Here is a 17027-nt window from a genome sequence, read left to right on the forward strand (position 1 = left end):
AAGAAGGCCGGCATCCGCGGATGCCGGCCTTCCCGTTCAACGCTTCCGCATGGGCGCGGAAGCCTTCGCAGCCACTACCGCTTACGCGCTCACCGGCACCGCGGCCAGCTGCGCCAGGCGGCGCACCGCCACCGAGGCGATCGGATAATCCGCGTTCTGCGTGAGGATCTCCGCCAGCATGTTGCGCGTGTACTTCAGCGTCGCATCGTCGCGCTGCAGCCATGCCTGCACCGGCGAGACGTCCTTGGCCTGGCCGGCGAGCGCCAGCACCTGCAGGGCCAGCGCGCGATGCTGGTGGTTGAGCTCATCCAGCAGCGAACCGCGGGCCTGCGCATGCCAGTGGCCTTCCACCGGCAGCGCCTCGATCTGGCTGCGCAGCCATTCCAGGTCCAGCGCCTCGCCCAGCTCGTAGAACACGCCGGCCACCTTGTCCACCGGCTGGCCGCTCTGCTGCGCCACTTCGACCATGTCGAGCATGGCGCGCAGCTCGGGGATGCGCGCCATGCGCACCGACAAGCCGGTGGGAAGACCTAAGCCTTCCCATTTCTCCTGGCTGGTGCCGAAGTCGGCCTTGCCGGTGGGCGTCAGTGCGTCGGGCACCGCTTCGTACAGCGCGGCGACGCCGGCCTGGTAGCGGTCGACGTTCGCGGCGATTTCCAGCGTGCCGCCCGGACGGCTCAGCAGCCAGCGGGTGAGATGGCGCAGCAGCGACCAGATCTGCATGACGGCGTCGAGCTGGGTCTCCTCCGCCACCTTGCTGTCCAGCGCCTCGATCTCCGCCCACAGGTCGCGCGCGCCGAGAATCTCGCGGGCCGCCGTATAGGCCTTGGCGATCGCCGCCGGGCCGTGGCCGGTGTCTTCCTGCATGCGCATCATGAAGGTGGCGCCCATGCGGTTGATCGTCGAGTTGGTCACCGCGGTGGCGATGATCTCGCGCTTCAGGCGATGGCGCTGCATGTGCTCGGCGTACTTCTCGTGCAGCGGCTCGGGGAAGTAGCGCACCAGCTCCTTGGAGAGGTACGGGTCTTCCGGCACGTCCGAGTCGAGCAGCTGCTGGAACAGCTTGATCTTGTCGTACGACAGCAGCACCGACAGCTCCGGACGCGTCATGCCCTGGCCGCGCGTCTTGCGCTCGGTCAGCTCCGCCTCGCTGGGCAGGTTCTCGACCTGGCGGTCGAGCAGGCCCTCGCCTTCCAGGATGCGGATGAAGTGGGCCATCGAACCCAGGCGGCGCACCGACTGGCGCTCCATCAGGGTGATCGCCTGGTTCTGGCGGTAGTTGTCCCACAGCACCAGCTGGCCGACCTCGTCGGTCATCGCGGCCAGCTGCTGGTTGCGCGCGGCGGTGTCCAGCTCGCCGCGCTGCACGGCGTCGTCGAGCAGGATCTTGATGTTCACCTCGTGGTCGGAGGTGTCCACGCCGGCGGAGTTGTCGATGAAGTCGGTGTTGAGCAGCACGCCGTGCTGGGCGGCTTCGATGCGGCCCTTCTGGGTGAAGCCCAGGTTGCCGCCCTCGCCCACCACCTTGCAGCGCAGCTCGCCGCCGTTGACGCGCAGCGCGTTGTTGGCGCGGTCGCCGGCGTCGGCATGGCTCTCGCTGCTGGCCTTGACGTAGGTGCCGATGCCGCCGTTCCAGAGCAGGTCCACCGGCGCCTTGAGGATGGCGTTGAGCAGCTCGTTCGGCGCCATCTGCGTGACGTCGCCCTTGATGCCCAGCGCGGCGCGCACTTCCGGCGACACCGGCACGGCCTTGAGCGTGCGCGGATAGATGCCGCCGCCGGCGGAGATCAGCGACTTGTCGTAATCCTCCCAGCTCGAACGCGGCAGCTTGAACATGCGCTCGCGCTCGACGAAGGAACGCTCCGCGTCCGGGTTCGGGTCCAGGAAGATATGGCGATGGTCGAACGCGGCCAGCAGGCGGATATGGCGCGACAGCAGCATGCCGTTGCCGAATACGTCGCCGGACATGTCGCCGATGCCCACGCAGCTGAAGTCCTGCGTCTGGCTGTCGCGGCCCAGCGCGCGGAAGTGGCGCTTGACCGACTCCCAGGCGCCCTTGGCGGTGATGCCCATGCCCTTGTGGTCATAGCCGTTGGAGCCGCCGGAGGCGAACGCGTCGCCCAGCCAGAAGCCGTGCTCCAGCGAGATGGCGTTGGCGATGTCGGAGAACGTCGCCGTGCCCTTGTCGGCCGCCACCACCAGGTAGGGGTCGTCCGCGTCGTGGCGCACCACGTCGTGCGGCGGCACCACCTTGCCTTCGACCAGGTTGTCGGTGATGTCGAGCAGGCCGCTGATGAACATGCGGTAGCAGGCGATGCCCTCGGCCAGCTGCGCATCGCGGTCGCCGCCGGCCGGCGGACGCTTCACCACGAAGCCGCCCTTCGAACCCACCGGCACGATCACGGTGTTCTTCACCATCTGCGCCTTGACCAGGCCCAGCACCTCGGTGCGGAAATCCTCGCGGCGGTCGGACCAGCGCAGGCCGCCGCGCGCCACCGCGCCGAAGCGCAGGTGGATGCCTTCCACGCGCGGCGCCGACACGAAGATCTCGCGGTACGGCACCGGCTTGGGCAGGTCGGGCACGCGGTGCGAATCGAACTTGAAGCTGATGTAGCCGCGGTGCGCGCCTTCCCACTGCTGGAAGAAGCTGGTGCGCAGGGTGGCGCGGATCAGCGCCATGAAGCTGCGCAGGATGCGGTCGTCGTCCAGGCTGGAGACGTTCTCCAGCAGCACGCCGATGGTTTCCTCGATCACCTTGATCTGCTCGGCGCGCGGCTGTGCCAACGCCCCGACCAGGCCGTCGATCAGGGCCGGATGCGCGTGGCGCACGCTTTCCGGGATCAGCGCCTGCATCTCGCCGGCCAGCGCGGCCTGCGCGTTCTTAAGTTCCAGCGCTTCCAGCGCCTCGCGGCGCGGATCGAACTTGGCCAGGAACAGCTCCACCAGCAGGCCGGCGATGGCCGGATAGCGGTTGAAGGCGTCTTCCATGTAGTTCTGCGAGAACGCCACGCCGGTCTGCAGCAGGTACTTGCAGTAGCCGCGCAGCATGGCGACCTGGCGCCAGCTCAGCTTGGCCCCGAGCACCAGGCGGTTGAAGCCGTCGTTCTCGGCGTTGACGCGCCAGATCTGCTCGAAGGCGTCCTCGAACAGGCTGCCGACCTGCTCCACCGAGAACGTGAGGTTGCCCACCGGCTGCACCTCGAAGTCCTGGATGAACAGCGGCGTGCCGCCGGTCTTCACGTCATACACGTGCTCGGTGAGCACGCGCAGGCCGAGGTTCTCCAGCTGCGGCAACACTTCGGACAGCGCGATGTCGGCGCCGCTGCGGTAGACCTTGAAGCGCAGTTCTTCCGGACGCTGCTCCGGGTGATAGAACGACATGCGCACCGCGTCGTCGCCCTTCAGCAGGGCCAGCTGGCGCACGTCCTCGGCGGCGGCGGCGGGCAGCACGTCTTCCACGTAGCCGGCCGGCAGGGCCTTGCCGTAGCGGTTGGCCAGCACCACGCCGTCGTGGTCGCCCATCAGCTTGACCAGGGCGTCGCGCAGGTCGTCGTGCCAGTTGCGCACGATCGCGGCCACGCCCTGCTCCAGCGCCGCGGCGTCGTAGCTCACGTGGTCGCCGATCTTCGGGCGCACCACGATGTGCAGGCGGGCCAGCGCGGCCTCGCCCATCAGCACGGAGGAATCGATCTGCTCGCCGTGCAGCGCGTCGCGCAGCATGTTCTCGATGCGCTCGCGCACCGAGGTGTTGAAGCGCTCGCGCGGCACGAACACCAGGCAGGTGAAGAAGCGGCCGTAGCGGTCGCGGCGCACGAACAGGCGCGTGCGGGCGCGCTGGCGCAGTTCCAGGATGCCGATGGCGGTGGCGTAGAGCTCGTCCTCGTTGCTCTGGAACAGCTCGTCGCGCGGCAGCGTCTCCAGGATGTGGCGCAGCGACTTGCCCGAGTACGAATCGCGCTTCAGGCCCGAACGGGCCATCACCGCTTCCACGCGCTGGCGCACCAGCGGCACGTCCTGCGGGCGCGCCATGTAGGCATTGGAGGAGAACAGGCCGAGGAAGCGCTGTTCGGCCACCGGCTTGCCGCTGGCGTCGAAGCGCAGCACGCCGACGTAATCCATGTGGCCCTGGCGGTGCACGTGCGAGCGCGCATTGGTCTTGGTCAGGATGATCGCGTCGGTGGAGCCGGACTGCGGCAGTTCGCTGGCCGCCATGCTGCGCAGCGAACGCGGCGCCATCGAGCGCTCCTGCTTGTGCAGGATGCCGAGGCCCGAGCCTTCGACCGAGCGCAGCACTTCGTCGCCGGCGGCCTGGGTGACTTCGTATTCGCGATAACCGAGGAAGGTGAAGTTGTCGTCGGCCAGCCAGCGCATGAATTCGACCGCTTCTTCCACCGAATCGCGGTTCAGCGGCAGCTGGCGGTTCGGCAGGTCGGCGGCGATGGCCAGGGCCTGGTCGCGCATGCGGCTCCAGTCGGCGACCGAGGCGCGCACGTCTTCCAGCGAGCTCTCGATCTGCGCCTTGAGCTGGGCCATCTCGGCCTCGTCGGCGAGGCGGTCGATCTCGAAGTGCATCACCGACTCGGGCGCGCCGTCGTCGGCGCCCAGGCGCTGCAGGCGGCCGGCGGCATCGCGCGCGGCCTTCACCACCGGATGGATCACCGCATGGATCTGCAGGCGGGTGGACACGATCATGCTCACCGTGTCGACCAGGAAGGGCATGTCGTCGGTGGCGATCTGCACCACGCTGCGGCCCGCATGCCCGGCCTGCGGATTGAACACGCGCACCGAGGCGCGGCCGGTCTGGCGCTGCTGCACGAACTCGAGCAGGCCGCCGATCAGCGCGGCCCATTCGCTTGCGGTGTGCAGTTCGAGGTCGCCGGCGGCGACGCGGGAGAAAAAGGCGCTGATAAAAAATTGCGCCTCATCAAGGCGCTGGTTGGGGAAACCGGTTTTTTTCAGTTCATCCAGAACTTCAGCCTGGATCGATGTTTCGCTGGCCGCACGAATTGCGTTCATGGCATCTATTGGCAGTGACGGAGATGGGGCAGAAAAGCCGCAAAAGGATACGCTCGCACCAAGGCGATAGCCACCTGCATTGCGGCAATCACTTCAGCCTGCGGTTCGGCAGACGATCGTTTTGCGCAAGCGTGCGTTGCGGCTCGATCAGCGGTGCGCGTGGATGCATGCGCACTGCGGTGCGGAGCGATGCGCACGTGTGTTCGTCGACGGATGCGGATCGACGATGCGAGCGATGCCTTGCCGCTGCATCGGAAAGAGGCCGCGCGCGTGCTTCGCTGCGCCGCAGCACGCCAAGCCGGCTTAGGGGCGAGAAACCCGGATAAAAATACCGGCTCGATATCCGGAACGCGGCGGCCGCGGCGTGGTCGCCGCCTGCCGGCTCAAGAATTCCTCTGAGGGAGCATTCCACCCGGATCGCTAGATAGACCATGCGCCGACGCACGGTCCCCGTCACATCCCGTCACACCCCCTTCGCGGCGAAAACACGAAGAATTCAGGGCTAGACCATTCGTCAAAGCAAATTGTAAACTGGCCGGTATAGTCAAGCCCGCTGCCCGTCCGGAGCACCGCATGCGTTGTTCACAGCCGTCGTTCAGCCGCAAGCTGTCCGGCGGCACTAGGCAGGCATGCTGCGCCACGGAAAGCTACGCGCCTGGCAGCCGATCCGGGGATCGGCGAGACCCGCACACCCGATACCTATAAATGGAGTCCCCATGAAGTCCTCGTCACTGCGCACACCCCTGCTGTGCCTTGGCCTGCTGGCGCTGGCCGCCTGCGGAGGCAAGAAGGAACAAGGCCCGCCGCAGATGCCGCCGCCGGAAGTCGGCGTCGTCAAGGCCCAGCCGGTTTCCGCCCCGCTCAACAAGGACCTGGTGGGACGCCTCTCCGCCTTCCGCAGCGCCGACGTCCGCGCCCGCGTGGCCGGCGTGCTGCTCAAGCGGGTCTATGAGGAAGGCACCGACGTCAAGAAGGGCCAGGTGCTGTTCGAGATCGATCCGTCGGTCTACCAGGCCAACTTGAACTCGGCCCAGGCCAACCTCGCCTCGGCCCAGGCCACCTACGCCAATGCCCACAAGGCCGCCGAGCGCGCCCGCCAGCTGCGCCCGCAGGGCTACGTGTCGCAGGCCGATCTCGACAGCGCCGAAGCCAGCGAGCGCAGCTCGTCCGCCGCGGTGAAGCAGGCGCAGGCCTCGGTGGAAAGCGCCCGCATCAGCCTGGGCTTCACCCGCGTCACCGCGCCCATTGACGGCCGCGCCGGCCAGCAGCAGGTCACCGAAGGCGCCATCGTGGGCAACGGCAACGCCGATGCCGGCGCCAGCTCCACCCTGCTCACCACGGTCGACCAGCTCGATCCGCTGTACATCAACTTCACCGTCAGCGCCGCCGACCTCGACCGCCTGCGCCGCGCCCAGAGCGCCGGCCACGTGAGCCTGGCCGACCCGACCAAGACCACGGTCGACGTGATCCTGCCCGACGGCAGCAAGTACGAGCACCAGGGCCAGCTCGACTTCTCCGGCGCCACGGTCGACCCGACCACCGGCACGGTCAACCTGCGCGCGCAGCTGGCCAACCATGACAAGCGCCTGCTGCCCGGCACCTACGTCACCATCAAGGCGAACCTCGGCCAGCAGAACAACGTGTTCCTGGTGCCGCAGCAGGGCGTGGCGCGCGACGTCGCCGGCGCCTACGTGCTGGTGGTGAACCAGGAGGGCAAGGTGCAGCGCAAGGACGTCACCGCCAACGACCTGAGCAACGGCAACTGGATCGTCACCGGCGGCCTCGCCGCGGGCGACCAGGTGATCGTGTCGGGCCTGCAGGCCGTCCAGCAGGGCGCGCCCGCCAAGGCCTCGCCGTGGACGCCGGGCCAGAACGCCGGTCCGCCGAACGGCGCGCCGGGCGGTCAGCCCGCGGCCGGCAAGCACTGACGGGAGTCGACCGACATGCCCAGTTTTTTCATTGACCGCCCGATTTTCGCGTGGGTGGTAGCGATCCTCATCACCATGGTCGGCACGATTGCGATGCTGAACATGGGTATCGAGTCCTACCCCAACATCGCGCCGCCGCAGGTGGTGGTTAACGCCACCTTCCCGGGCGCCAACGCGGACACGGTGGAGAAGAACGTCACCCAGGTGATCGAGCAGCAGCTCACCGGCATCGACCACCTGCTGTACTTCTCCTCTTCCTCGAGCTCCAACGGCTCGGCCTCCATCACCCTCACCTTCGAGACCGGCACCAATGCCGACATCGCCCAGGTGCAGGTGCAGAACAAGGTCTCGCTGGCCCAGCCGCGCCTGCCTACCGCCGTGACCCAGCAGGGCGTGGTGGTGGCGAAGAACAATCCGGACTTCCTGATGTTCGTCTCGTTGGTCTCGACCAACCCGGACATCGACGGCAACCGCCTGGCCGACATCATCGCCTCGCAGGTCGCCGACCAGGTCGGCCGCATTCCCGGCGTCGGCAGCACCCGCGTGATCGGCGCCGAATACGCGGTGCGCATCTGGCTGAACCCGGACAAGCTGCAGGGCTACGGCCTCTCGGCCAGCGCCGTGCGCGACGCCGTGTCCACCCAGAACGTGCAGTTCGCCGCCGGCTCGCTGGGCGCCGACCCGGCGCCGGCCGACCAGGGCTTTACGGCCACGGTGTCGGCGGAGGGCCGGTTCTCCTCGCCCGAGGAGTTCGGCAACATCATCCTGCGCGCCAACAGCGACGGCACCGTGGTGCGCCTGAGCGACGTCGCCCGCGTCTCGTTCGGTCCGCAGTCCTACGGCCTGGCCTCCACCTGGAACGGCCAGCCGGTCGGCGGCCTCGGCGTGCAGCTGCTGCCGGGCGCCAACGCGCTCGACGTGGCCACCGCCGTGCGCGCCAAGATGGACGAGCTGTCCAGGGACTTCCCGCAGGGCGTCACCTGGTTCGCGCCGTACGACACCACGCCGTTCGTGAAGGTGTCGATCAACGAAGTGGTGCACACCCTGGTGGAGGCGATCATCCTCGTCTTCCTGGTGATGCTGATCTTCCTGCAGAACATCCGCGCCACCATCATCCCCACCCTGGTCATCCCGGTGGCGCTGCTGGGCACCTTCATCGGCCTGATCGCGCTGGGCTTCACCATCAACCAGCTGACCTTGTTCGGCATGGTGCTGGCGATCGGCATCGTGGTGGACGACGCGATCGTGGTGATCGAGAACGTCGAACGCATCATGACCGAGGAGCACCTCCCGCCGAAGGAGGCCACCCGCAAGGCCATGGGCCAGATCACCGGCGCGGTGGTGGCGATCACCGTGGTGCTGGCGGCGGTATTCGTGCCGTCGGCCCTGCAGGCCGGCGCCTCGGGCGTGATCTACAAGCAGTTCGCGCTGACCATCGCGGTGTCGATGGGCTTCTCCGCGTTCCTCGCGCTGTCGTTCACCCCGGCGCTGTGCGCCACCATGCTGAAGCCGACCCACGACCAGAAGAAGAACGTCGTGTACCGCGGCTTCAACAAGATGTTCGACTGGGTCACCCACACCTACAGCGGCCATATCTCCAGCGCCGCGCGGCATGCGCCGCGGTGGATGATCGTGTTCGCGCTGATCACCGCGCTGGCCGGCTTCCTGTACACCAAGCTGCCCACCAGCTTCGTGCCCAGCGAGGACCAGGGCTTCGCGCTGGCCATCGTGAACCTGCCGCCGGGCGCCACCCTCAAGCGCTCCGAGCAGGTGATGGCGGAGATGCGCGAGCGCATCAAGAACAGCCCGCTGAACGACTCGATCGTCGGCATGTACCAGATCAGCGGCTTCAGCTTCGTCGGCCAGAGCGAAAGCGCGGGCATGGCCTTCATCAAGCTCAAGGACTGGAGCGAGCGCAAGATCACCGCGGACGAGCTGATCATGCAGGCCAACGGCGTGCTGCACGGCATCCGCGACGCGCAGATCTTCGTGGTGAACCTGCCGACCATCCGCGGCCTCAGCCAGTTCGGCGGCATCGACATGTACCTGCAGGCGCGTGCCGGCCAGACCCACGGCGAGCTGATGCAGGCCATGGGCATGGTGCTGGGCAAGTCGCAGGGCAACCCTGCCCTGCTCGGCACCCGTCCGAACTCGCTGCCCGACGCTCCGCTGTGGAACCTCAAGGTGGACCGCGTGCAGGCCGAGTCGATGGGCCTGTCGGTCAGCGACGTGTACACCGCGATCCAGCTCACCCTGGCGCCGATCTACGTCAACGACTTCGTCTACGGCGGCCGCGTGAAGCGCGTCTACCTGCAGGCGGACCAGCCGTTCCGCATGGGCCCGGACGCCTTGAACCACGTGTTCACGCCCAGCGCGCTGGCCAGCACCGGCAGCAGCAGCGCCGCGCGTTCGGCCACCAACCCCTACAACATGATCCCGATCTCCAGCGTGGTGCATTCCGACTGGGGCACCGGCTCGCCGGCGCTGACCCGCTACAACGGCTACGCCGCCGTTGAAATCGTGGCCAGCGAAGGCAAGGGGTACTCCACCGGCCAGGCCATGGGCGCGCTGCAGAACATCGTCGACAAGGACCTGCCCAAGGGCTTCGGCGCCGACTGGACCGGCCAGTCCTACCAGGAAATCCTGGCGGGCAACTCGGCCACCCTGCTGCTGGTGCTGTCGATCGTGATCGTGTTCCTCTGCCTCGCGGCGCTGTACGAGAGCTGGTCGATCCCGGTCGCGGTGCTGCTGGTGGTGCCGCTGGGCCTGCTCGGCACGGTGGTGTTCTCCATGCTGCGCAGCCTGCCGAACGACATGTACTTCAAGATCGGCATGATCACGGTGATTGGCCTGGCGGCGAAGAACGCCATCCTGATCGTGGAATTCGCGGTGGAACAGCAGCAGCAGGGCAAGTCGCTGTTCGACGCGGTGGTCACGGCCTCCCGCCTGCGACTGCGCCCGATCCTGATGACCTCGATGGCCTTCATCCTGGGCGTGTTCCCGCTGGCGGTGTCGACCGGCGCGGGCGCCAACTCCCGCCATGCGATCGGCACGGGCGTGATCGGCGGCATGCTGTTCGCCACCTTCCTGGGCCTGCTGCTGATCCCGGTGTTCTACGTGGTGGTGCGCCGCGCCCTGGGCGACAAGCTGGACGAGAGCTCGCACAAGGTGCGCCAGGCGCACGGCGGTGGCGGCGACGCAGCCTCCGGGCACTGATCGCCAGCTACCCTGCAACAAACAGAAGCCCCGGCCATGCCGGGGCTTTTGTTTTATGCATCCGCCGCATCGAAGCCGTTGGTTGGCCAAAGCCCCGATGGTCAAATCTAGTAATCGTAAGTCTCGGACCGGAAGATCTGGTTGAGGATCCAGTAGTCCTCGGTCGTCGGCATGATTTGAAAGAACTCCCAGAAGCGCGTGGGATACTGGTTGATCCGCAGGGTTCCTTTTACAAGGACGCAGATCCCGCCATTCATGCTCGGCTGCGCGTAGGTTTCCTCGACTTCATAAGTCACCGCGGTAATGGACTGCAATTTTCCGATGATGGCGCCAGCCCCCTGGTAGTTCTCTCCTTCAAAGGTGAGCAGGGAACCGTCGTGGTAGAACGGCGCCAACGTATGCGGGTCGGTCTGCAAGCCGTGGTAGTACCGCCGGGAAAAAGCGCTGGCGACCACGTTGGTATCTACGCCGGGGTTCATGACTGCATCCTTTTGCATGTTCTCGGCGCCGAGCTTACGACGCCATCCGGCCGCAGGCATGCCGCGCATCCCATAAAAAAGCCCGGCGGTCACCCGCCGGGCTTGATCGATCCCGCTTGCCGAAAGGCTCAGCGCAGGCCGGTTTCGGCGCGCGCGATCACCAGGCGCTGGATCTCGCTGGTGCCTTCGTAGATCTCGGTGATCTTGGCGTCGCGGAAATAGCGCTCCAGCGGCATTTCCTTCGAATAGCCCATGCCGCCATGGATCTGCACGGCCTGGTGGGCGATCCACATGGCCGCCTCGGAAGCGACCAGCTTGGCCACCGAAGCCTCGGTGCCGAAGCGGCCGCCGTGCTTCTCGGTCTGGCCCTTGGTCCAGGCCGCGCGCAGGGTCAGCAAGGTGGCGGCGTCGAGCTTGCACTTCATGTCGGCGATCTTGGCCTGGGTCATCTGGAACGTGCCGATCGGCTGGCCGAAGGCCTTGCGGTCGCGCGACCACTGCAGGGTGGCCTCGTAGGCGGCGCGGGCGATGCCCACCGCCTGCGAGGCGATGCCGATGCGGCCGGCGTCGAGCACGCCCATGGCGATGGAAAAGCCCTTGCCCTCCTCGCCCAGCAGGTTTTCCTTGGGGCAGACGTAGTCGCTGAATTCGATCTCGCAGGTGGCCGAAGCGCGGATGCCGAGCTTGGGCTCGGTCTTGCCGGCCATGAAGCCCGGCAGCTGGGTGTCGACGATGAAGGCCGACACGCCCTTGGCGCCGATGCCCGGCGTGGTGATGGCGAACAGCACGATGTAGCGCGCCACCGGGCCGGAGGTGATCCAGCTCTTCTTGCCGTTGATCACCCAGTCGCCATTGGCATTCTTCGTCGCGCGCGTGTGCATGGCCGAGGCATCGGAGCCGGACTGCGGCTCGGTCAGCGCATAGGCGCCGATCGCCTCGCCCTGGGCGATGGCGCGCACGTACTTCTGCTTCTGCTCCTCGTTGCCGTGCTTGAGGATGCCGTTGCAGAACAGCGAATTGTTCACCGACATCACGGTCGAGGTGGCCGCGTCGGCCGCGGCGATCTCGATCATCGCCAGCACGTAGGCGACCGGGTCCATGCCGGCGCCGCCGTACTCGTGCGGCACTTCGATGCCCATCAGGCCGAGCTGGCCCATCTCGCGGATGTTCTCCAGCGGGAACTCGCCCTTGGCGTCCAGCTCGGCGGCGACCGGCACGATGCGCTTCTGGGCGAAATCGCGGGCGATGGACTGAATCGAAAGCTGGTCTTCGGTAAAGCTGAAATCCATGGGGGACTCCGGGGAAGGGCAAAGGAAAAAAGCTAGCCCGCTATTTTAGCCGGCGCCGGGAAAAGGCCCCTGTGCGGTGCAGCAGAAGGACTGCCGCCCCGCCAGCCGGCCCGCGTGGAGGCCGCCCTGGAATTTGTCCCTTGACGCCCTCCCGGTCCCGCCCTAGCCTTTTGCATCTTTCCATCGCGATATAAGGATGCGGCATGGATCTCGCCACCGCTTCCAGCGTTCTGCGCCTGCTGGCCGACCCCACCCGGGTGCGCCTGCTGGCCCTGCTCGAACGCGAAGAACTCACCGTCGCCGAGCTGGCCGCCGTGCTGCGCCTGGCCCAGCCGCGCGTGTCCACCCACCTGGCCAAGCTGAAAGAGGCCGAGCTGGTGCGCGACCGCCGCGCCGGGGTGTCCGCCTATTACCGCGCCAATATGGAAGGCGACGAGCGCCAGCACGACCTGATCCGCTCGCTGCGCGACAGCATCGACGACGCCCTGCTGCGCGAAGACGCCGACCGCCTGCCCACCGTGCTGGCCCAGCGCGCCGGCGAGGCCGGCTGGGCCGACACCGTGGCCGGCGACATGGAGCGCCACTACTCGCCCGGCCGCACCTGGGAAACCCTGGCCCGCTCCCTGCTGCAGCTGCTGGAGACCGGCGACGTGCTGGACATCGCCTCCGGCGACGGCATCACCGCCGAGCTGCTGGCGCCGCATGCGCGCTCGATCGTCTGCGTGGATTCCAGCGACCGCGTGGTCGAAGCCGCCGCCCAGCGCCTGCAGCCCTTCGCCCACGTGGAAGTGCGCCAGGGCGACATGCACGCGCTGGATCTGGGCGAACGCCGCTTCGACCTGGTGCTGATGCTGCACGCCCTCACTTATGCCGAGCGCCCGGCGCAGGCCGTGGCCGAGGCCTCGCGCCTGCTGCGCCCCGGCGGCCGCCTGCTGGCGGTGACCCTGGGCCGGCACGACCACCGCGCCGTGGTGGAGCCCTTCGACCACCGCAACCTGGGTTTTTCCCAGGACGAACTCTCCGGCTTCGCGCGCGGCGCGGGCCTGGAAGACATCAGCTGTACCCGCCTGAGCCGCGAGCGCAAGGCCCCTCATTTCGAGGTGATCAGCCTGCTCGCCCGCAAGCCGTAAGGAGAACATCCGCATGAGCGCCCTGCCCTGGCTCCACCCCGACCGCGTCGCCCTGCTCGAGGCGGCGCTGCGCCAACGCATCCTGATCCTCGACGGCGGCATGGGCACCATGCTGCAGGGCCATCGCCTGGACGAGGAAGGCTTCCGCGGCGAGCGTTTCGTCGAAGGCCGCGACCATGCGCACGAGGCGCATCACGACCATCCCGGCTGCGACCTCAAGGGCAACAACGACCTGCTCACGCTGACCCAGCCGGCGATCATCCGCGGCGTGCACGAGGCTTATCTCGAAGCCGGCGCCGACCTGGTCGAGACCAATACCTTCAACAGCACGCGGATCAGCCAGGCCGACTACCAGCTGGAACACCTGGCGCACGAGCTGAACCTCGAAGGCGCGCGCCTGGCCCGCGCCGCCTGCGATGCCTGGACCGCGAAGACGCCGCACCAGCCGCGCTTCGTGATCGGCGTGCTCGGCCCCACCAGCCGCACCGCCTCGCTGTCGCCGGACGTCAACGACCCGGGCTTCCGCAACGTCACCTTCGAGGAACTGGCCGCCAACTACACCGAGGCCGCGGCCGGCCTGATCGACGGCGGCGCCGACCTGATCATGGTCGAGACCATTTTCGACACGCTCAATGCCAAGGCCGCGCTGTTCGCCATCAGCGAACTGTTCCGCGAACGCGGCGCGCGCCTGCCGGTGATGATCTCCGGCACCATCACCGACCGCTCCGGCCGCACGCTTTCGGGGCAGACGGCCGAGGCGTTCTACTACTCCGTCGCGCATGCGCGCCCGCTCACCGTGGGCCTGAACTGCGCGCTCGGCGCGGCCGACCTGCGCCCGCACGTGCAGACCCTGGCCCAGGTCGCCGACTGCTTCGTCAGCACCCATCCCAATGCCGGCCTGCCGAACGCGTTCGGCGAATACGACGAAACCCCCGAGCAGATGGCCGCGGTGATCGGCGGCTTCGCCCGCGACGGCCTGCTCAACCTGGTCGGCGGCTGCTGCGGCACCACGCCGGCGCATATCAAGGCGATCGCCGAAGCGGTGCGCGACTGCGCGCCGCGCGCCCTTCCTTCCATCGACGCCGCCGAAGCCGCCTGATCCGATGAGCACACGCCATACCCGCCTGTCCGGCCTGGAACCGCTGGTCATCACGCCCGACCTGCTGTTCGTCAACGTCGGCGAACGCACCAACGTCACCGGCTCCGCGCAGTTCCGCAAGCTGATCAAGGAAGACCGCTACGAGGAAGCCGTCGAGGTGGCGCGCCAGCAGGTGGCCAGCGGCGCGCAGATCATCGACGTCAACATGGACGAAGGCCTGATCGATTCGGAAGCAGCGATGACGCGCTTCCTCAACCTGATCGCCGCCGAACCGGACATCGCCCGCGTGCCGGTGATGGTCGACTCGTCCAAGTGGAGCGTGCTCGAAGCCGGCCTGCGCTGCCTGCAGGGCAAGGGCATCGTCAATTCCATCTCGATGAAGGAAGGCGAGGAGCTGTTCCTCGAGCACGCGCGCAAGGTGCAGCAGTACGGCGCCGCCGTGGTGGTGATGGCCTTCGACGAACAGGGCCAGGCCGATACCTGCGAACGCAAGGTGGAGATCTGTTCGCGCGCCTATGCGCTGCTCACCGGACAGCTCGACTTCCCGCCCGAAGACATCGTGTTCGACCCGAACATCTTCGCCATCGCCACCGGCATCGAGGAACACAACAACTACGCGGTGGACTTTATCGAAGCCACCCGCGAGCTGAAGCGGCGCTTCCCGCTCAGCCATATTTCCGGCGGCGTCTCCAACGTGTCGTTCTCGTTCCGCGGCAACAACACCGTGCGCGAGGCGATCCATTCGGTGTTCCTGTACCACGCCATCAAGGCCGGCATGGACATGGGCATCGTCAACGCCGGCGCGCTGATGATCTACGACGAGGTGCCGGCCGAGCTGCGCGAGCGCGTCGAGGACGTGGTGCTGAACCGCCGCGCCGACGCCACCGAGCGCCTGCTGGAGATCGCCGACAACTACAAGGCGAAGAAAGGCGAGGTGGTGGTCGAGAACCTGGCCTGGCGCGAGAAGCCCGTGCGCGAGCGCCTCAGCCACGCCCTGGTGCACGGCATCGACGCCTTCGTCGAGGCCGACACCGAAGAGGCGCGCCAGCTCGCCGCGCGCCCGCTGGACGTGATCGAAGGCCCGCTGATGGACGGCATGAACGTGGTCGGCGACCTGTTCGGCGCCGGCAAGATGTTCCTGCCCCAGGTGGTCAAGTCCGCCCGCGTGATGAAGAAGGCGGTGGCCTACCTGCTGCCGTATATCGAGGAAGAAAAGGCCCGCACCGGCGACGTCGGCAAGAACAACGGCACCATCGTGATGGCTACGGTGAAGGGCGACGTGCACGACATCGGCAAGAACATCGTCGGCGTGGTGCTCCGCTGCAACAACTTCGAGGTGATCGACCTGGGCGTGATGGTGCCGGCGCAGAAGATCCTGGACACCGCGCGCGAGCACAAGGCCGACCTGATCGGCCTGTCCGGCCTGATCACGCCCTCGCTGGAGGAAATGAGCCACGTCGCGCGCGAAATGCAGCGGCAGGAATTCAGCATTCCCCTGCTGATCGGCGGCGCCACCACCTCGCGCGCGCATACGGCGCTGAAGATCGACCCGCATTACAAGGCGCCCACCGTGTGGGTGAAGGACGCCTCGCGCGCCGTCGGCGTGGCGCAGTCGCTGGTCAGCAAGGACCTGGTCGACGCCTTCATGGCCAAGGTGCGCGCCGACTACGAGGAAGTGCGCGAACGCCACCGCAACCGCGGCCCCGGCAAGAGCCTGGTGCCGCTGGAGAAGGCTCGCGCGCAGCGCTACAGCTGCGACTGGGCCGCGTACGAGCCGCCGCAGCCACGCCAGCCGGGCGTCACCGTGCTCGACGACTACGACCTGGCGGAACTGCGCAGCTACATCGACTGGACGCCGTTCTTCCAGGCCTGGGAACTGGCCGGCCGCTATCCGGCCATCCTCACCGACGACGTCGTCGGCACCCAGGCCAGCGAACTGTTCCGCGACGCGCAGGCGATGCTCGACCGCATCGTCGCCGAGCGCTGGCTGACCGCGCGCGCGGTAATCGGCTTCTGGCCCGCGGCGCAGGTCGGCGACGACACCGAGGTCTACGCCGAAGACGGCCGCAGGCTCGCCATGCTGCGCCACCTGCGCCAGCAGGCGGACAAGCCGGCGGACCGTCCGGATCTCTGCCTGGGCGACTTCATCGCGCCGAAGGAAGCCGGCAAGCGCGACTGGGTCGGCGGCTTCGCGGTCACCGCGGGCATCGGCATCGAGGCACATATCGCCCGCTTCGAAGCGGACCACGACGACTACTCGTCGATCCTGCTCAAGGCACTGGCCGACCGCCTGGCCGAGGCTTTTGCCGAACGCATGCACGAGCGCGTGCGCCGCGAGTTCTGGGGCTATGCGCCGGACGAGGCGCTGGATAACGAAGCGCTGATCGACGAAAAATACCGCGGCATCCGCCCCGCTCCCGGTTATCCGGCCTGCCCCGACCACACCGAGAAAAGCACGCTGTTCAAGCTGCTGGACGTGACCGCCAACACCGGCATCGAGCTGACCGAGGGCTACGCGATGTATCCGACGGCGGCGGTGTCCGGCTGGTACTTCTCGCATCCGGACAGCCAGTATTTCGTGGTGGGACGGTTGACCCGCGAGCAGGTCGAGGATTACGCGAAGCGTAAGGGTTGGACTCGCGAGGAGGCGGAGAGGTGGCTGGCGCCGAACTTGGATTACGATCCGGATTGAGGGTGAGGGGCTGGCGCCCCTTTTTGCTCGTCATTCCGGCGTAGGCCGGGGTTCAATTTCTGTCGCCTGGTTTTTTGCGTTACCGCGACTTGGCCGCTTATGCAGCGGGCATTTCGGACGCCTGCCGGCGCCCGAGTTACTTTCTCTTTGCTGGCCCAAAGAGAAAGTAACCAAAGAG

Annotated in this window: 9 protein-coding genes; 5 read left to right on the top strand and 4 right to left on the bottom strand. The window is 67.4% G+C overall.

Annotation, left to right across the window (positions count from 1 at the left end; translation table 11 throughout):
• Nucleotides 1-81: 81 nt before the first annotated feature.
• Together FHW85_RS06240 and FHW85_RS06245 are read right to left on the bottom strand one after the other, a co-directional pair.
• Nucleotides 82-5016, bottom strand: coding sequence for an NAD-glutamate dehydrogenase domain-containing protein (locus tag FHW85_RS06240; protein WP_168647685.1), 4935 nt, complete (start codon nucleotides 5014-5016; stop codon nucleotides 82-84).
• Between the two features lie 88 nt (nucleotides 5017-5104).
• Entirely contained in the window at nucleotides 5105-5449 is a 345-nt protein-coding gene (locus FHW85_RS06245; protein ID WP_168647686.1) for a hypothetical protein, read from the bottom strand.
• 283 nt (nucleotides 5450-5732) lie between these two features.
• On the opposite strand from FHW85_RS06245, the gene FHW85_RS06250 reads away from it, so the two are divergent.
• Complete coding sequence (locus FHW85_RS06250; RefSeq protein WP_168647687.1) at nucleotides 5733-6944, top strand: efflux RND transporter periplasmic adaptor subunit; 1212 nt, start codon at nucleotides 5733-5735, stop codon at nucleotides 6942-6944.
• 15 nt (nucleotides 6945-6959) lie between these two features.
• Nucleotides 6960-10160 (top strand): efflux RND transporter permease subunit, encoded by a 3201-nt coding sequence (locus FHW85_RS06255; RefSeq protein ID WP_167255622.1) that lies wholly within the window; start codon nucleotides 6960-6962, stop codon nucleotides 10158-10160.
• Between the two features lie 107 nt (nucleotides 10161-10267).
• On the opposite strand, the gene FHW85_RS06260 is transcribed toward FHW85_RS06255, so the two are convergent.
• Together FHW85_RS06260 and FHW85_RS06265 are read right to left on the bottom strand one after the other, a co-directional pair.
• Complete coding sequence (locus FHW85_RS06260) at nucleotides 10268-10732, bottom strand: nuclear transport factor 2 family protein (protein WP_168647688.1); 465 nt, start codon at nucleotides 10730-10732, stop codon at nucleotides 10268-10270.
• A 35-nt stretch (nucleotides 10733-10767) separates the two neighbouring features.
• Nucleotides 10768-11928 (bottom strand): acyl-CoA dehydrogenase family protein, encoded by a 1161-nt coding sequence (locus tag FHW85_RS06265; RefSeq protein WP_167255626.1) that lies wholly within the window; start codon nucleotides 11926-11928, stop codon nucleotides 10768-10770.
• A gap of 203 nt (nucleotides 11929-12131) precedes the next feature.
• Between FHW85_RS06265 and FHW85_RS06270 the strand changes: the two genes are divergently transcribed.
• Genes FHW85_RS06270 through metH form a run of 3 tightly spaced genes read left to right on the top strand, consistent with a single transcriptional unit; the run spans nucleotide 12132 to nucleotide 16849 of the window.
• Entirely contained in the window at nucleotides 12132-13058 is a 927-nt protein-coding gene (locus tag FHW85_RS06270) for a metalloregulator ArsR/SmtB family transcription factor (RefSeq protein WP_167255628.1), read from the top strand.
• Nucleotides 13059-13071: 13 nt separating this feature from the next.
• A complete protein-coding gene (locus tag FHW85_RS06275) occupies nucleotides 13072-14157 on the top strand; it encodes a homocysteine S-methyltransferase family protein (RefSeq protein ID WP_168647689.1) in 1086 nt (361 codons plus the stop codon).
• Nucleotides 14158-14161: 4 nt separating this feature from the next.
• On the top strand, nucleotides 14162-16849 hold the full coding sequence (gene metH / locus FHW85_RS06280) for a methionine synthase (protein WP_168647690.1): 2688 nt from the start codon (nucleotides 14162-14164) through the stop codon (nucleotides 16847-16849).
• Nucleotides 16850-17027 lie beyond the last annotated feature (178 nt).

Origin of the sequence: Dyella sp. SG609 (assembly GCF_012275375.1) — a bacterium.
Lineage (GTDB): Bacteria > Pseudomonadota > Gammaproteobacteria > Xanthomonadales > Rhodanobacteraceae > Dyella_D > Dyella_D marensis.

What these genes read in the sequence shown, in the direction of transcription:
- FHW85_RS06275 (WP_168647689.1), top strand. Translation starts at nt 13,072, where the DNA reads ATGAGCGCCCTGCCCTGGCTCCACCCCGACCGCGTCGCCCTGCTCGAG.
- FHW85_RS06250 (WP_168647687.1), top strand. Translation starts at nt 5,733, where the DNA reads ATGAAGTCCTCGTCACTGCGCACACCCCTGCTGTGCCTTGGCCTGCTG.
- metH (WP_168647690.1), top strand. Translation starts at nt 14,162, where the DNA reads ATGAGCACACGCCATACCCGCCTGTCCGGCCTGGAACCGCTGGTCATC.
- FHW85_RS06255 (WP_167255622.1), top strand. Translation starts at nt 6,960, where the DNA reads ATGCCCAGTTTTTTCATTGACCGCCCGATTTTCGCGTGGGTGGTAGCG.
- FHW85_RS06240 (WP_168647685.1), bottom strand. Translation starts at nt 5,016, where the DNA reads ATGAACGCAATTCGTGCGGCCAGCGAAACATCGATCCAGGCTGAAGTT.
- FHW85_RS06265 (WP_167255626.1), bottom strand. Translation starts at nt 11,928, where the DNA reads ATGGATTTCAGCTTTACCGAAGACCAGCTTTCGATTCAGTCCATCGCC.
- FHW85_RS06270 (WP_167255628.1), top strand. Translation starts at nt 12,132, where the DNA reads ATGGATCTCGCCACCGCTTCCAGCGTTCTGCGCCTGCTGGCCGACCCC.
- FHW85_RS06245 (WP_168647686.1), bottom strand. Translation starts at nt 5,449, where the DNA reads ATGGTCTATCTAGCGATCCGGGTGGAATGCTCCCTCAGAGGAATTCTT.